Source organism: Stenotrophomonas sp. YJH_SMC_8 (assembly GCF_059371315.1).
The window spans coordinates 1-16,278 of sequence record NZ_JCAFUL010000007.1; the positions used below are offsets into that span (position 1 = coordinate 1).

Here is a 16,278-nt window from a genome sequence, read left to right on the forward strand (position 1 = left end):
AGATTCCGGCGTGGGCGCCAAGCTACATGGCGATCGTCGAGATCCAGGCTTGTACGGCGGCCCACGCCGGCTCTCGGCACCTACGCTGCCAGATTCCGATCAGATAAGGCTTGGCAGCCGCATCCATGCGGCTGACACCCCGCAATCCGACACCGCCCCACCTTCGACAGGTTCCGTGTGCTGTTGGTGGGTGTCGACCTTGGTCGACACAATCTGTCAGATATCGAAATGAATCCGGGGTCAGATCCGTTTTCCTACGGAAAACGGATCTGACCCCAAGAGCCATTCCAACAGACCGCAGAAAGCTGTCGAAGGCGGGGTGGGTCCGGTTGCGGGGGTGTCCGCGGCATGGATGCCGCGGCCAAGCCCCCAAGGACGGGTTTACGGCGTCCCCCGCAACCGGGCCCACCCCGCCAACACACGGAATGCCAGTTTTTGAAGTTGCTCTGGCTCCGGCTTCGGCGGGTGCAGGGCGCAGCCCTGTCGAGCAACACCCCCTCGTGCACAATGGGGCCGACCCCGCCTGGACCCCGTCCTGATGTCGAGCAAGCCGTATTCAGAAGCCTGCGAGCGCAACCGCGAGCCGATCGCTGCCGCACTCGACCCATGGATGGGCGACCGCCACCGGGTGCTGGAAATCGGCAGCGGCACCGGCCAGCACGCTGCCTTCTTCGCCGAGCGTTGGCCGTGGCTGCGCTGGCAGCCCAGTGATCATCCGGACCACCTGCCTGGCATCGAGGCATGGCGTGCCGAAGCGGCCTTGCTGAATCTGCTGCCGCCGCTGGCGCTGCAGGTGGAACTGCCTCCGGCGCCGGGGCTCAGCCTGCCACAGGGCAGCACCTTCGACGCCGCATTCAGCGCCAACACGCTGCACATCATGAGCTGGGACCACGTACAGGCGCTGTTCGCCGCGCTGCCACCGGTGCTGCGCCGTGGCGCGCTGCTGGCGGTCTACGGTCCGTTCAATTACGGCGGCCGCTACACCAGCGACAGCAACGCGCAGTTCGATGGCTGGCTGAAGGCGCGCGACCCCCGCAGCGGTATCCGCGATAGCGAAGCGGTGCAGGCGCTGGCGGCCGACAATGGCTTCACCCGCCTGGGCGACGTGGTGATGCCGGCCAACAACCGGCTGCTGTTGTGGCGGTTGGGGTAAACCGCCGGTAGTGCCGGCCGCTGGCCGGCATTCGATTGCCAGGATGGATGCCGGCCAGCGGCCGGCACTACCTGTTTCGCGGCGTTACGCCACCTGCACGATATGCAGCGCCTTCGGGTTCCGCCACTGCGCCAGCAGGGCGGCCTCGCGCGCCTTGGCCTGTTCGAAGTGGGCTTCCTTGACGTGGCCGAAGCCGCGGATGTGCTCGGGAATGCTGGCAATCTCCACCGCCAGCGCCAGGCGGTCGTCATCCAAGCCATCCAGCAGCACCTGTACGGTCGCCTCGTAGTCGCCGATCAGCTTGCGTTCCATGCGGCGCTCTTCGGTGCGACCGAACACATCGAAGCGTCCGCCGCGCAGGAACTTCAGCTTCGCCAGCAGCCCGAACGCCTTGAACATCCACGGGCCGTATTCCTTCTTCAGCAACCGGCCCTGCTCGTCCTTCTTCGCGAACAGCGGCGGCGCCAGGTGGAAGCGCAGCTGGTAGTCGCCCTCGAACTGCTGTTGCAGGCGGCGCTGGAAGTCGCCGCTGGTGTACAGGCGCGCCACTTCGTACTCGTCCTTGTAGGCCATCAGCTTGAACAGGTAGCGGGCCACGGTCTCGGTCAGTGCGGTGGAACCGCCGATGCGGTCGGCCTCGGTGGCGCGCACGCGTGCCACCAGATCACGGTAGCGGTTGGCATAGGCGGCATCCTGGTACTCGACCAGGAAGGCGGCGCGACGCTCGATCATTTCGTCCAGCGAACGCGACAGGCGTGCGTCGTCCAGCGGCAGGAACGCCACGTCGCCGCCATGCGAGGGCAGGCCGCGCAGTTCGCGTTCGTCACCGGTGTTGCGCGGCGCCGCGGTGGCGCCCCACTCGTTGCCTTCCCACTCGCCCGGCGGCAGCGGGTGCAGCGGGCCCGGGGTGGATTCGGTATCGGTGTGGCGGTTGCGCACCAGACCGGCGGCCTGCTGCACGGCCTGCGGATCGACCACCGCCAGGCGGCCCCAGGCGAAGGCCTTCTGGTTCATCGCCACGGCCGCGCCGTTCAACTCGATGGCGCGCATCAGCGACTCGAACGACAGCGGCACCAGGCCCTGCTGCCAGGCGTAGCCGAGGATGAACAGGTTGGCGGCGATGGCATCGCCCAGCAGCGCAGTGGCCAGCTGGGTAGCATCCAGCAGCAGCGGTTCCTGGCCGCCCAGTGCGACGCGCACGCCGGCGACGATGTCGGCGGCGGGGAACTGCATGTCCGGACGGGTGGTGAAGGTGCCCGGCATCGCTTCGTAGGTGTTCAGCACCACCTGCGAACGACCGGCGCGCACCTTGGACAGTGCCCAGTAGTCGTTGACCACCACCATGTCGCAGCCCAGCACCAGGTCGGCCTCACCGGCGGCGATACGCACGGCGTGGATGTCATCCGGGCGGCGTGCGATGCGGATGTGCGTGGTCACCGCGCCACCCTTCTGTGCCAGTCCGGTCTGGTCGAGCACGGTCGCGCCCTTGCCTTCCAGGTGGCCGGCCATGCCCAGCAGCGCGCCAATGGTCACCACGCCAGTGCCGCCGACGCCGGTGATCAGGATGTTCCAGGGCTGTTCCAGCGTGCCGCGGATGGTCGGCGCCGGCAGGTTGTCCAGCAGCGTGGAGGCATCACGCTTGCTGCCCTTGCGCGGCTGGCCGCCGTGCACGGTGACGAAGCTCGGGCAGAACCCGTTCACGCAGGAATAGTCCTTGTTGCAGTTGGACTGGTCGATCTCGCGCTTGCGCCCGAACTCGGTTTCCTTCGGCAGCACCGACACGCAGAAGCTCTTCTTGCCGCAGTCGCCGCAGCCTTCGCAGACCAGCGAGTTGATCAGCACGCGCTTCTGCGGGTCTTCCAGCTTGCCGCGCTTGCGGCGACGGCGCTTCTCGGTGGCGCAGGTCTGTTCGTAGATCAGGATCGAAACACCCTTCACTTCACGCAGGCGCTTCTGCACCTCCTCCAGTTCGCTGCGGTCGTGGAACTCGACGTCGCTGGGGAAATGTTCGCGCTGGCCGGTCCACCTGCCGATGTTGTCCGACAGCACCACGATGGTGTGGATGCCTTCCGCGCGCATCTGCTTTGCAATGTCCGGCACGCTCAGCGGTCCGTCCACCGGCTGGCCGCCGGTCATCGCTACCGCATCGTTGTAGAGGATCTTGTAGGTGATGTTGACCCCGGCGGCGACTGCCTGGCGGATCGCCAGCGAACCGCTATGGAAGTAGGTGCCGTCGCCCAGATTCTGGAACACGTGCGGGGTGTCGGTGAACGGCGCCTGCCCGGCCCAGGTCACGCCTTCGCCGCCCATGTGGGTGAAGGTGTCGGTGCTGCGGTCCATCCAGGTCACCATGTAATGGCAACCGATGCCGGCCAGCGCACGCGACCCTTCCGGCACCTGGGTGGAGGTGTTGTGCGGGCAGCCGGAGCAGTAGTGCGGCACGCGCGGGAAACTGGCGCGCGGCAACGCAAGCTCGGCTTCCTTTTCCTGCATCCACTGCAGGCGTTGCTCAATCGATTCGTTGTTGAAGAACTTCTGGATGCGGCGGCCGATCACGCCGGCGATGGTGGCCGGGGTCAGTTCGCCGGTGGACGGCAGGATCCACTCGCCGCTCTCGTCGTACTTGCCGACGATGGACGGGCGCCGGCCCCAGCTGGCCGGCCAGTTGAAGAACTGCTCCTTCATCTGGCGCTCGATGAAGGCACGCTTCTCTTCCACCACGATGATGTCTTCCAGGCCCTGCGCGAAGCGCGCGATGCCTTCCGGCTCCAGCGGCCAGGTCATGCCGACCTTGTACACGCGGATGCCGATGTCGGCGCACGCCGCTTCGTCCAGGCCCAGGTATTCCAGCGCCTGCAGCACGTCCAGGTAGCTCTTGCCGGTGGTGACGATGCCCAGCCGCGCGCGCGGCGCATCCATCACCACCTTGTCGATGCCGTTGGCGCGGGCGAACGCCTGCGCGGCCTTCACCGCATAGCGGTGCAGGCGCATCTCCTGGTCCAGCGGCGGATCCGGCCAGCGGATGTTGAGGCCACCCGACGGCATCTCGAAATCTTCCGGCAGCACGATGCGGCGTGCCATCGGATCGACCTGCACCGAGGCTGACGATTCCACCGTCTCGGCGATCGTCTTGAAGCCGACCCAGCGGCCGGTGTAACGGCTCATCGCCCAGCCCAGCAGGCCCATGTCCAGGATGTCCTGCACGCCGGCGGGGTTCAGCACCGGCATCATCGCGCTGACGAACTCGTCCTCGCTGCCGTGCGGCAGCGTCGAGCTGCGGCAGGCATGGTCATCGGCAGCCAGCGCCAGCACGCCGCCGTAGCGCGAGGTGCCGGCCGCGTTGGCATGCTTGAACACGTCGCCGCAGCGGTCCACGCCCGGGCCCTTGCCGTACCACATGCCGAACACGCCCTGCACGTTGGCGCCGGGGAACAGGTTGGTCTGCTGGGTGCCCCACACCATGGTGGCGCCCAGATCCTCGTTCAGGCCAGGGGTGAACTTCACCTTCGCCGCTTCAAGATGCTTGCGCGCGCGCCACAGTTCCAGGTCGAAGCCACCCAGCGGGCTGCCACGATAGCCGCTGACGAAGCCGGCGCTGTCGATGCCTTCGGCGGCATCGCGCAGGCGCTGCATCAGTGGCAGCCGCACCAGCGCCTGCACGCCACTCAGGTAGATCCGCCCCTCGTTGCGGGTGTACTTGTGGTCGAGCGTGTAATCACGGTCGAGCAGGTCGGCGGAAGAGGGCGAAGTGAGTTGCGCGGTACTGGTCATGGCTGGCCCGGTAGGATCGGCTGGCACCGGCCGCGTGCAGGCACGCGGCGGGAAAGGCGCGAATTGTAGCAGCGGGGCCGTGGTGGTCCCGGCACTCGCGCGCGCGCCGCTGCTGGGGTTAGGATCGGGGCGAGAGAGGGAGGCTGCGGTTGTGCAGCCTGGGGAGAAGGGATGTCAGTTCCAGGAAAGATCCTGGCCAGCGTGCTGCTGGCCTCGGGAGCGGTCACGGCGTGGGCCGCGCCGGCCATGCCGGTACCACAGGAGTTCTACTTCGACAGCGACCTGGCAGCGGCACCGATGGTGGCGATGCAGGGCGAGGGCGATGAGCTGGTCACCCAGCTGGTGAGGCTGCGCGAGCGCGGCCGGCGCGCGGTGGAAGCCACCGTGCAGCTGGCTTCGGTGGCCAGCACCCAGGGCCGTGCCGAGCTGGCCGACCAGCTGTACGGCGAGGCATTGAAGGAGGCACCGGCACAGAGCAGCGCGGGCCGCAGCGTGCGCTGGAACTACGGCTGGGACCTGCTGCGCCAGGGCAAGCCGGAGGCCGCGCTGGAGCAATGGCTGTCATCGGCCGGCAATGCACGCAGCAAGCCCAGCTGGGTGCCACCGACCTATGCGCTGGCGCTATGGCGGATGGGGCAGAAACAGGAAGCGGTGCAGTGGTATGCCGCGGCGGTGCGCACCGAGCCGTCGCAATGGAGCACCAGTGCCAATTATGCGCAGTTGCTGCCGCAATGGCGCGAGGATGAGCGTGCGTCGTTGGCCGAAGTGCAGCAGGCGTGGGTGGCTGCCCCGCCGGCCTGGCCCTGAGGGAGGGGGTCCGGCCGGGTTGCACCCGGCACCCGCAGAGGCAACAGCCGAAGCAACAGCCGAAGCAACAGCAACAGCGGGCAATCCGAGGGATGGCGGGGCGGTGTGGGTTGGCAGGACACGCCGTAAACCCGTCCCTGGGGGCTCGATGGCGCCATCCATGGCGCCAACGGTCCTGCCAACCCACACCACCCCACCTCTGAAGGTTCGACGCTGCTGTTGGTAGGTGTCGACCTTGGTCGACACGGTAGATCCACGCCATGCGTGGATGAATCTGCATCGGAATCGAATACTGGAAATCTGATCGAAGAGCAGCCGAGCGTGGGCTCGGCTCTACAAAAAAGCGGCCAGCCAACCGGTTCTGCTTTTGCTCTTGCTCTTCTTCTTTCTTCTACGTGGCTGATCGCCCCCGGAAACCGTCAGAAGTCGGGCGGGGTGGGTTCGCGGGGGTGTCCGCGGCATGGATGCCGCGGCCAAGCCCCCATGGATGGGTTTACGGCGTCCCCCGCGAACCCGCCCCGCCCGGCCAACCACGGCTGTTGCTTTGAGCGATCAACCACGAGGGGCTGCGCCGTTCGCGGGAAAACTCAATCGTCCGCGGAAACCGTCCGCCCCGACGCCCACGCCCGCAGGGCCTCCACCTGCTCGGCCATCAGCACAGACAGCGGCCGCGTGGCGCGGATCTCGTTCATCAGCAGCTCGGTATCCAGCGGCCGGCCCTCGGCATGCGCCGCGTACAGCCCGGCCACGATCGCCTGCTCGATCTCGGCGCCGGAGAACCCATTGGCGGCAGCCGCCAGCGCCGGTAGCGCGAAGTCGTCGGCATTGAGCTGGCGCCGGCCCAGGTGCAGCCGCAGCAGCTCCACGCGTACCTCTGGCGAGGGCAGGTCGACGAAGAAGATCTCGTCGAAGCGGCCTTTGCGCAGCAGCTCGGCAGGCAGCTCGTGTACCTGGTTGGCAGTGGCCACAATGAACACCGGTGCCTTGCGCTCGGCCATCCAGGTCAGCAGATGGCCGAGCACGCGGCGCGACACGCCGCCGTCTTCGCCACCGCTGGCCAGGCCCTTCTCGATTTCGTCCATCCACAGCACGCAGGGCGCCAGCTGCTCGGCCGAGGCCAGGGCCTGGCGCAGGTTGGCCTCGGTCTCGCCGTGGTACTTGTTGTACAGCGCACCCACGTCCAGGCGTAGCAATGGCACGCCGAAGCCGGCAGCGGTGGCCTTGGCCAGCATCGACTTGCCGCAGCCCTGTACGCCCAGCAGCAGCATGCCGCGCGGCGGATCCAGCCCGGCCGGTGCGGAGCCAGCGATGAACGCCACCCGCCGCTGGTTGATCCAGCGCTTGAGCCGGTTGGCGCCGGCCACGTCGCCGAAGCGCGCGCTGTCATGCTCGAAGAACAGGTGCCCGCTGCGGTTGAGCAGCTCGAATTTCAGCCGTGCCAGCTGCGGCAGGTCGTCGTCGCGCAGCGCGCCATCGGCGTAGATCAGCTGGCGCGCGATGCGGCGGGCGTCGACCAGGCTCAGGCCCTGCAGGTTCTTCAGGATCTTCTTCACCGCTTCGCTGTCGACCTCGACCCGGCGGCCGCCATGCTCGCGGGCATAGGCATCGGCCTCTTCGCGCAGCATCTTCAGCAGGGCGTTGGCGTCGGGCAGGCGTGGGTTGAAGCGTACCGCCAGCGCTTCCAGCTCGGCCGGCAGTTCGACCTTGGCGCCGATCAGAACCAGCACGTGCGGTTCGCTGTGGCGGCGCTGGATCAGGTCGCGCAGGGCGCGCTGGTGGCTGGCATAGCCCAGGTAGGGGTGGAAATCGAGAAGCAGGTAGACCCCGCGCTGCTCGGCCTGGCGGATCATCTGCAGGGCCGCGCTGGCGTCGGGTGGCCCGGCCGGCGGATCTTCGCTGTCCAGGTCGATGCGGCGCAGGCCCTCGGTGATCGACCACCGGTGCAGCGCCCGCCAGACGTGCATCAGCGTCTGCCGGAACAGGTCGACGATGCGACCCTCGTCCTGGGTCTCGATCACGATCAGGGGGGTGTTGGCGCGGATCAGTGCGCTCAGGTCCTGCAGCTCGCTCATGCCGGTTCGATCCTTCGGGGGCGCCACGATAGCAAAGGGATGGCCGCAGGTTCAGCGCGGTGCTACCTCCCGTCACCACCGCCGGTGTACGCTCGGGGCACGTACCCGGAAGCGAGGCTGGCATGAAGACGATCCTGGTGGCCGGTTCCAAGGGCGGGGTGGGCAAGACCACCGTCGCCACCCACCTGGCCGCGTACGCGGCATTGCAGGGCAAGGCCACGGTGATCGCCGATGCCGACCCGCAGGGCTCCAGCACCCGCTGGGCACAACGGCGTGCCGGGCTGGAAAGCGCGGTGCTCCCCATTGATGTGTATCGGAAGAAGCAGTGGGCACAGAAGCTGCCCGACGGCACCGAAACCGTCATCATCGACGCACCAGCTGGTGCGTTGGCCGACGATATCCCCCATTTCCTTGACGCTGCCGACGCGGTAGTGGTGCCGGTGCTGCCCTCGGCGCTGGACATCGAAGCCATCGTCGGCTTCCTCAACAGCCTGGCCCAGAACCCGCGGGTGCACAGCCGCAAGCTGCCGGTCGGGCTGGTCCTGAACCGCACCAAGCCCTGGACCCAGACCTCGCAGCAGGCGCTGCAGATGCTGGCCGAATGGCCGTACCCGGTGGTCGCGCAGCTGCGTGACAGCCAGAGCTACGTGGTCATGACCGGCCTCGGCCGCAGCCTGTTCGACTACCGCTCCGCCCAGGTGCGCGAGCACCAGGCCGACTGGGAGCCGCTGCTGTCCTGGCTCAAGCTTTGATGCCTGCGTCACTCTTTCTGCTGCATCCTCTTCTTCATGGAAACCCGCGATGCGTGAACTGATCCTGCTGCGCCATGCCCATGCCGAACCGGCTACCCCCGGCCAGGCCGACCTCGACCGGCCGTTGTCGCCGGTGGGGCTGGCCGAAGCCGAAGCCGCCGGCAAGTGGCTGAAGGAAAACAACCTGCTGCCGGACTGCGTGCTGTGTTCACCGGCGCGGCGTACCCGCGAAACCCTGGAAGCCGTGCTCGGCACCATCGGTTACGTGGAAAAGCGCCTGGAAGACCGCATCTACGAAGCCACCCCCGGCACCCTGGCGGCATTGGTGGACGACCGCCGTGATCTCGACCGGGTGCTGATCGTCGGCCACAACCCGGGCCTGGAGCGGCTGGTGGCGTTGATGACCGAGGGCACCAGCAGCGACTACCGCGGCATGCCGCCGGCCGGCATCGCCGTGCTCGGCTTCCCGCGTGAGGCCTCGATCGAGCCAGGCGTGGCCAGCCTGAACGCATTCTGGTGGCCGTGATCCGATGAGCCTGGCGCGGCGCAGCCGCTATCTGCTGCCCGCGCTGCTGGCACTCGGCCCGGCCTGGGCCGCCGTGCCCACGCCGACCACCCTGCCACCGGTGGTCGCCGAGGCGCACCGGGTGATGCGCCTGGATACCCAGCGTTCGCAGATCGGCTTCGAGGTGCGCACCCGCTTCGGGCAGCGTATCGAAGGCCTGTTCCCGCACTTCGAAGGGCGCATCGAGATCCTTTCCGACGGCCGCCACCAGGTGCACCTGAAGATGTTCACGCGCTCGGTCGAGATTCCGGGAAAATCACGCTACACCGGCTGGATGCGCGGCGAGGAGTTCTTCGATGCCGGCCGCCATCCGGTGGTCGAGTTCGACTCGCTGCCGTACTGGCCGGAAACCGTGGAGAGCGGTGGCGACATCAACGGCCGGCTGACCCTGCGCGGGATCAGCCACCCCGAGACACTGAAGGTCGAGAAGGCGGAGTGTGCCCGACCCGGCTATGATTGCGACGTCGTCAGCCGCGGTACCGTGCAGCGAGGCCGGTACGGCATGGACAGCTGGCAGCTTGCCTTGAGTGACCGAGTGACTTTCGTATTGCGTGCGCGCCTGAGCGAGGCGCCGAAACCGTGAACCTCCTGCTGCGTGTACTGGCGCTGGCAACCGTGTTGCTGGGCAGCGGTTGTGCATCGCTGTCGAATGCCGAGCGCGACCGCGCCGAGGCAATCGCCGTGCAGGCACGTTCGACCGTGGTTGATTGCCAGCGTGCCGACCGCTGTGCCCAGGACTCGCCGCTGCGTGCGCTGGCGGGCCGGGCGTTCACCGAATCCACCCCGGAACGACCGCGCCACTACGCCACCCTGCTCGATGAGGGCGAGGGCGCCCTGGTCGCACGCCTGAACCTGCTGCGCAGTGCCACCCGCAGCATCGACCTGCAGACCTACATCTTCGACAAGGACGACAGCGCCCGCCTGGTCATCGATGAACTGCTGGCCGCATCGCGCCGCGGGGTGAAGGTGCGCCTGCTGATCGACCAGCTCTCGGCGATCTCCGACCTGCAGATCCTCGGCGCCCTGTCCGGTGCGCACCAGAACTTCCAGCTGCGGGTCTACAACCCGACCTTCGGCAAGGCCCGGCTGAACTACTTCGACTATGCCGGCAGCGTGCTGTGCTGCTTCCGCCGGTTCAACCAGCGCATGCACAACAAGCTGCTGGTGATCGACGATGCGATCGGCGTGGTCGGTGGCCGCAACTACCAGGACGACTATTACGACTGGGACCGCGAGTACAACTTCCGCGACCGCGATGTGCTGATCGCCGGCCCGGAAGCACGTGCGATGGCGGCCAACTTCGACGCGTTCTGGCGCGCCCACCGCAGTGTCCCGGCCGAGCGCCTGAACGACGTGGGCCGCACCCTGCTGCGCGAAGGCGTGCCAACGCTGCCACCGGCCACCTTCCGCCGCCCGGAACGGGTACAGCGGGTCAGCGCCGAAGCCAACGACACCGAGTTCGTCACCCGTTCCTTCGTCGATACCGCGCTACCAGTGGCTTCGGTACGCTACGTGGCCGACCTGCCACGCAAGCATCGCCGCGAGAAGGCCGATGCACCGCTGGCCGGCCAGCATGTGACCGAGCCACAGCTGGATGCGCTGATCGCCAGTGCACAGAAGGAAGTGATCCTGCAGACGCCGTACCTGGTGCTGTCCAAGCCGGCGCAGAAGCTGTTCCGTGAACTGCGCAAGCGCCCGCAGCCACCACGCGTGGTGGTGTCCAGCAACAGCCTGGCAGCGACCGACAACCCGATCGTGTATGCGCTGTCGTACAAGTACAAGCGGCGCAACATGCGCGAACTGGGCTTCAACATCTTCGAATACAAGCCGTTCCCGCTGGATGCGCCGGTCGATTACCGCAACCTGCTGCCGGACCCGATTGCCGTGCCCGGGGGGGAAGACGAGGGCGACCGCAACCCGCTGATCGGTGGCAGTGCCGCCGGCAGCAACGCACGCAGTGGCAGCAGTAGTGGTTCGGGTGAAGGCAGCAAGCAGGGCCCGTTGAACCATCGCCACAGCGACGGTGCCTACGACAACGCACGCGCGCGCCGTCGCGCCGCCGGCAGCGAGGTGGAAACGCGCCTGCTGCGCACCGAGACGCGGCCGTCGTTCCTGGGCAGCAAAGCGGTCAACAAGCCGTTGCCGGTCACCCGCAAGGGCGCGCGCATGGGCCTGCATGCCAAGTCGCTGGTGGTCGACCGCCGCATCGGCGTGGTCGGCACCCACAACTTCGATCCGCGCAGCGAGAACTACAACACCGAAGGCGCGGTGATCATCGACGACCCGGTTTTTGCCGAGGAACTGGCGCAGAGCATCCTGCGTGACACCCACCCGCAGAACTCCTGGACGGTGGCGCCACGGGCCAAGCCACCGGTGCTGTCGGGGCTGAACTACAGCGTCGGCAAGGCTTCCGAAGCGCTGCCCATCCTTGATTTCTGGCCGTGGCGCTACGCCACCGACTACGAGTTCAAGCCCGGCCCCGAATGCCCGCAGCCGCTGCCGCGGCAGGATCCTGATTTCCATCGCTGCTACGTCGCCGTCGGCGACTTCCCCGAAGTCAATGTCGGCCCGAAGTGGCTGCTGGTGCGCATGCTGACCGCATTCGGCGCCGGTCTCGTTCCCATCCTCTGAAGGTACCCGCATGGCCCAGGTCTTCCGCGAAGCCGTTTCCATCGAGCAGCTCAACGCGCTCAGCCGCAACACGGCGATTGAATCCCTGGGCATCGTCTTCAGCGCCGCCGGCGAGGACTGGCTGCAGGCCACCATGCCGGTGGATGAGCGCACCCGCCAGCCCTACGGCATCCTGCACGGCGGTGCCTCGGTGGTGCTGGCCGAGACCCTGGGCAGCAGCGCAGGCAACCTGTGCGTGGATACCGGCAAGCAGGTCTGCGTGGGCCTGGAGATCAACGCCAACCACGTGCGCGCCGTGCGCTCGGGCACGGTCACCGGCACCGCCCGCGCGCTGCACGTCGGCCGCAGCACCCAGCTGTGGGAGATCCGCATCGAGGACGAGCAGGGCCGCCTAGTATGCATCTCACGGCTGACCCTGGCGGTGGTGGCTGCCGGTCACGGCTGAGCCTCCCGGGGCTTGTTGACGGCCGCGGAACCCAGCGTTCCCCGCCGATTGCCCCGGTCGATGGCTGTTATGGCCTAAATCGGCTGGCAGCGATGACAGCCCTCCGGTATCGTGCGCGGATGACTTCCCCCACTCCGGCCCCCCGTGGCGGCGTGGCGCGTGTGTGCCGTTACCTGTACCGCGTACCGCTGCTGTTGGTCCACATCATCGTGTTCCTGCCGCTCATCCTGATCGGCATGCTTCCGCCGTGGGGCGAGCTGCGCGTGGGCGAGGCGACCTTCGGCGCCAAGGTGGTCAACTGGTGGCAGGGTGGGCTGATGTGGATCTTCGGCTTCCGCCTGGTGCAGATCGGCAGGCCGTTGCCCGGTGCCGTGCTGTTCGTCGCCAACCACGTCAGCTGGGTCGACATCTGCATCCTGCACAGCCAGCGCATGATGGGCTTCGTCGCCAAGCGCGAGATCGCCAGCTGGCCGTTGGTCGGTTGGCTCGCCGCGCGCGGCCAGACCATCTTCCACCAGCGAGGCAACACCGAATCGCTCGGTGGCGTGATGCAGGTGATGGCCGACCGCCTGCGCGAAGGCAAGGCCGTGGGCGTGTTCCCGGAAGGGCGGACCCGCGGCGGTCACGAAGTGGGCCCGTTCCACGCCCGCATCTTCCAGGCCGCGGTCGAGACCGGCGTGCCGGTGCAACCGGTGGCACTGGTGTACGGGGAGAAGGGCGACGCGCAGACCATCGTCGCGTTCGGCCCGAACGAAAGCTTCTTCGCCAATTTCCTGCGCCTGCTCGGCGAGCCGGCGCGGCGTGCGGAAGTGCACTTCCTGGCACCGATCGGTGCACAGGACCTGGAAGGCCGTCGGCGCATCGCGGAAACCTCGCGGGCGCGCATCGTGGCGGCCATGAGCGCCGGGTGAGGCTGCGGTGGCCCTGATCCCGCCACCTGTCCTGGACGCCGGCACGCCGACGCTGCATGCGGCTGACTACCAGCCACCGCGCTGGCTGCGCAATCCCCACCTGCAGTCGATGCTCAGCTCCAGCCGCATGCGCCTGCAGCGTGGCCTGCTGCTGCTGGCCGCTACCGGTGCGGTCAGCGAGGAGCTGATCCTGGATGGCGGCGATGGCGTTCGCCTGCAGGGCTGGCACAGCCATGTCGAAGGCCGCGAGCCGCAGGGCATGGCCCTGCTGCTGCATGGCTGGGAAGGCAGTGCCGAGTCCAGCTACATGCGCATGGCGGCCGCGCGCATGCTGGAGCAGGGCTTCGACGTGGTGCGGCTGAACTTCCGCGACCACGGCAACACCCATCACCTCAACCCCGGCATCTTCCACTCCAACCTGATCGACGAAGTGGTGCATGCCGCGGGCGACATAGCCCGGCGCTGGCCGCAGCTGCCGCTGGTGGCCGCCGGCTACTCGCTGGGCGGCAACTTCGTGCTGCGCCTGGCCCTGCGCGCGCCGGCCGCCGGCGTGCCGCTGCAGCGCGTGGCCTCGGTGTGCCCGGTGCTGGACCCGGCGCTGACCATGGAAAGCATCGAGAACGGCCCGGCGATGTACGACTGGTACTTCCGCCGCAAGTGGGCCGGTTCGCTGCGCCGCAAGCGCGATCTGTTCCCCGAGCTGAGCGACTGCGACGACCGCGTGCTGAAGCTGGACATCCGTGCGCTGACCGCCTGGCTGGTCGAGCGCCACACCAGCTTCGGTTCGCTGCAGGCCTATTTCGACGGCTACTCGATTGCCGGCGACCGCCTGTCCACCCTGCAGGTGCCGGCCGACATCCTGATGGCGCAGGATGACCCGGTGATCCCGTATGCCACCTTCAACAACTGGCAGCTGCCGCGCCAGGCGCACCTGGAAACCGCCTGTTGGGGTGGCCACTGCGGTTTCATCGAGAACTGGCGTGGCGACGGCTTCTCCGAGCGCTGGGTTGCGCAGCGCCTGCAGCGGGTCCTGCGGGCCTGAACCGGCGGCAGCGCGCAGCCCGCTACAATGCGGGTTTGCACTTGAACCGGACTGCCATGCAAGACCAGATCATCCAAGCGTTGCGCCAGAACCAGGCCGACCAGGCCGTGCAGCTGGCCCAGGCGTGGACCCATGACGAACCCGGCCAGGCCAACGCCCACCGCTGGCTGGCGCTTGCGCTGCAGCAGCAGGGCAACGCCGAGGAGGCGATGGAGGCACTGCAGCAGGCGCTGCGGCTGGCCCCGGACGACGCCCAGCTGCACCTGCAGCATGCCGGCCTGCTGCTGGCACTGCGCCAGTTCGAGGGTGCCGACGAAGCACTGGTGCGCACCACCGGCCTCGATCCGAACTCGTTCTCCGCCTATCTGATGCAGGCGCACCTGGCGATCGGCCGCAATGACTTCGACGAAGCGCAGCGCATCTCGACCCTGGCCGCACGCGTGGAGCCGGACCATCCGGAACTGCTGACCATCGACGGCATGGTTGCACTGCGCCGCGGTGACGCCGACCGCGCACTGGCGCTGCTGTCGGCTGCCAGCAAGGCGCTGCCGGACGATACCCGCGTGCTGTACGCGCTGGGCTTTGCCTACCTCGGCAAGGACATGCTGGCGTTCGCCGAGCAGTCGTTCCGCCGCGTGCTGGAACTCAATCCGTCGCTGTCCTCGCTGCATGGCCTGGTGGTGCAGCTGGCACTGCGCCAGGGCAACGTGCCGGCCGCCGCCGAGGCCATGCAGGTGGCCCTGCAGCAGCCGGAGATGGACGTACCGTCGATGCGCCGCCTGGCGGGTGAGCTGTCGCTGCGCAATGGCCAGCCGCTGCAGGCCCTGGACTACCTGCTGCCGCTGCTGGAGACGCAGCCGGAAGACCGCCAGGTGCTGCAGCTGCTGCTGATGTCCTGGCAGCGCCTGGGCCGCGAGGACGAAGCGCGCGCACGCCTGGATGCGGTGCTGGACAGCAACGACCAGCTGCACGACGTGTGGCTGGCGCGACTGGCCATCGAGCAGGTGGGCAGCGAAAGCGCCGTGACCGCGGTCGAGCGCTGGATGGCGGCCATGCCCGCGCACCTGCCGGCCCTGGAGGCGCGCCTGCGCCTGCATGACATGGTCGGCGAACACGCTCAGGCCGAAGCGATCGCCGAACGCATCGTCAGCCTGGAACCGGGCCGCGTCAGCGGCGAGACCCGCCTGGTCGAAGGCCTGCTGCAGCGCGATCCGGCCGCCGCCGTGGCCCGTGTGCAGGCGCTGATCGAGCTGGCGCCGGAAGACCATCGCGCCGACCTGCGGACGTGGATGGGCGAGATCCAGGACCGCGCCGGGCAGCCGCAGGACGCGCTGCGCACGTGGCTGTCGCTGCAGGCCGACCAGGCACCGCAGCGCTTGCCACTGCCGCCTCAGGCCAAGTCCCCGCCGAGCTGGCCGGACAAGGGCAGCATCGACGGCGATGCCAGCTCCGCGCCGATCTTCCTCTGGGGCGCGCCGGGTTCGGGCGTTGAGCGCGTGGCAACCGGCCTGGCCGCTGCCAGCCCGGTGTTGCGCAGCGACCGCTACACCAACACGCCGCCCGATGACGCGTTCCAGAACTACAACACGCTGCAGGACCTGGCCTCGGGCGTGCTGACGCCGGAGCGGCTGGTGCAGCGCTGGCGTGAACAGCTGCCGGCACGTGGCCTGCAGAGCGACACCGTGATCGACTGGCTGCTGTGGTGGGACAACGCGCTGCTGTGGGCGCTGCGCCCGCAGCTGCCCCAGGGCCGCCTGGTGCTGGTGCTGCGCGACCCGCGCGACATGCTGCTGGACTGGGTGGCCTACGGTGCCGCCGCGCCGCTGGCGATGACGTCGTTGGCCGAAGCCAGTGAATGGCTGACCCGCGCGCTGAACCAGATCGCCACGCTGCATGAGGACGACCTGTACCCGCACGTGCTGCTGCGCATCGACCAGATCGGCAACGATCCGCAGGCGATGGCCGAACTGCTGGGTCGCCTGTTCGAGCGGCCGATGCCGCCGGCGGCACAGCTGGGCGCCCCGCGCCTGCCGGCCGGCCACTGGCGCAACTACCGCGACGTGATGAGCGCCGCCTTTGCCCAGCTCACCCCGGTTGCGGTGCGCCTGGGTTACCCGGAAGAGTGAGGA

12 protein-coding genes are annotated in these 16,278 nt (G+C 68.1%); 10 read left to right on the forward strand and 2 right to left on the reverse strand.

The window, feature by feature from the left end; translation table 11 throughout:
• Positions 1–538: 538 nt before the first annotated feature.
• Positions 539–1,153, forward strand: coding sequence for a DUF938 domain-containing protein (locus tag AC5P88_RS10215; protein ID WP_495224964.1), 615 nt, complete (start codon positions 539–541; stop codon positions 1,151–1,153).
• An 84-nt stretch (positions 1,154–1,237) separates the two neighbouring features.
• On the opposite strand, the gene AC5P88_RS10220 is transcribed toward AC5P88_RS10215, so the two are convergent.
• Positions 1,238–4,924, reverse strand: a complete 3,687-nt coding sequence (locus AC5P88_RS10220; protein ID WP_495224965.1) for an indolepyruvate ferredoxin oxidoreductase family protein — start codon at positions 4,922–4,924, stop codon at positions 1,238–1,240.
• A gap of 171 nt (positions 4,925–5,095) precedes the next feature.
• Between AC5P88_RS10220 and AC5P88_RS10225 the strand changes: the two genes are divergently transcribed.
• Positions 5,096–5,731, forward strand: coding sequence for a tetratricopeptide repeat protein (locus AC5P88_RS10225; RefSeq protein ID WP_495224966.1), 636 nt, complete (start codon positions 5,096–5,098; stop codon positions 5,729–5,731).
• Between the two features lie 587 nt (positions 5,732–6,318).
• Here AC5P88_RS10225 and AC5P88_RS10230 read toward each other — a convergent pair.
• The gene (locus AC5P88_RS10230; protein ID WP_076738898.1) at positions 6,319–7,803 is read right to left on the reverse strand and encodes an AAA family ATPase; all 1,485 of its coding nucleotides are present in this window, start codon (positions 7,801–7,803) and stop codon (positions 6,319–6,321) included.
• Positions 7,804–7,925: 122 nt separating this feature from the next.
• Between AC5P88_RS10230 and AC5P88_RS10235 the strand changes: the two genes are divergently transcribed.
• The 8 genes from AC5P88_RS10235 (at position 7,926) to AC5P88_RS10270 (ending at position 16,275) form a co-directional block, all read left to right on the forward strand.
• The gene (locus tag AC5P88_RS10235) at positions 7,926–8,555 is read left to right on the forward strand and encodes a ParA family protein (protein ID WP_049446080.1); all 630 of its coding nucleotides are present in this window, start codon (positions 7,926–7,928) and stop codon (positions 8,553–8,555) included.
• Between the two features lie 49 nt (positions 8,556–8,604).
• A complete protein-coding gene (locus AC5P88_RS10240) occupies positions 8,605–9,081 on the forward strand; it encodes a SixA phosphatase family protein (RefSeq protein ID WP_005407539.1) in 477 nt (158 codons plus the stop codon).
• A gap of 4 nt (positions 9,082–9,085) precedes the next feature.
• Positions 9,086–9,703, forward strand: a complete 618-nt coding sequence (locus AC5P88_RS10245; RefSeq protein ID WP_099552524.1) for a YceI family protein — start codon at positions 9,086–9,088, stop codon at positions 9,701–9,703.
• Positions 9,700–11,751: a phospholipase D family protein gene (locus AC5P88_RS10250; protein ID WP_495224967.1), complete on the forward strand. Its 2,052-nt coding sequence runs from the start codon at positions 9,700–9,702 to the stop codon at positions 11,749–11,751. Before AC5P88_RS10245 ends, AC5P88_RS10250 begins: the two co-directional genes overlap by 4 nt.
• A 10-nt stretch (positions 11,752–11,761) precedes the next feature.
• The gene (locus tag AC5P88_RS10255) at positions 11,762–12,196 is read left to right on the forward strand and encodes a hotdog fold thioesterase (RefSeq protein WP_005407542.1); all 435 of its coding nucleotides are present in this window, start codon (positions 11,762–11,764) and stop codon (positions 12,194–12,196) included.
• Between the two features lie 119 nt (positions 12,197–12,315).
• On the forward strand, positions 12,316–13,107 hold the full coding sequence (locus tag AC5P88_RS10260) for a lysophospholipid acyltransferase family protein (RefSeq protein ID WP_106548704.1): 792 nt from the start codon (positions 12,316–12,318) through the stop codon (positions 13,105–13,107).
• A gap of 52 nt (positions 13,108–13,159) precedes the next feature.
• Positions 13,160–14,149 (forward strand): YheT family hydrolase, encoded by a 990-nt coding sequence (locus AC5P88_RS10265; protein ID WP_181358184.1) that lies wholly within the window; start codon positions 13,160–13,162, stop codon positions 14,147–14,149.
• Between the two features lie 56 nt (positions 14,150–14,205).
• Positions 14,206–16,275: a tetratricopeptide repeat protein gene (locus tag AC5P88_RS10270; RefSeq protein ID WP_286074665.1), complete on the forward strand. Its 2,070-nt coding sequence runs from the start codon at positions 14,206–14,208 to the stop codon at positions 16,273–16,275.
• The last annotated feature ends 3 nt before the right edge of the window (positions 16,276–16,278 follow it).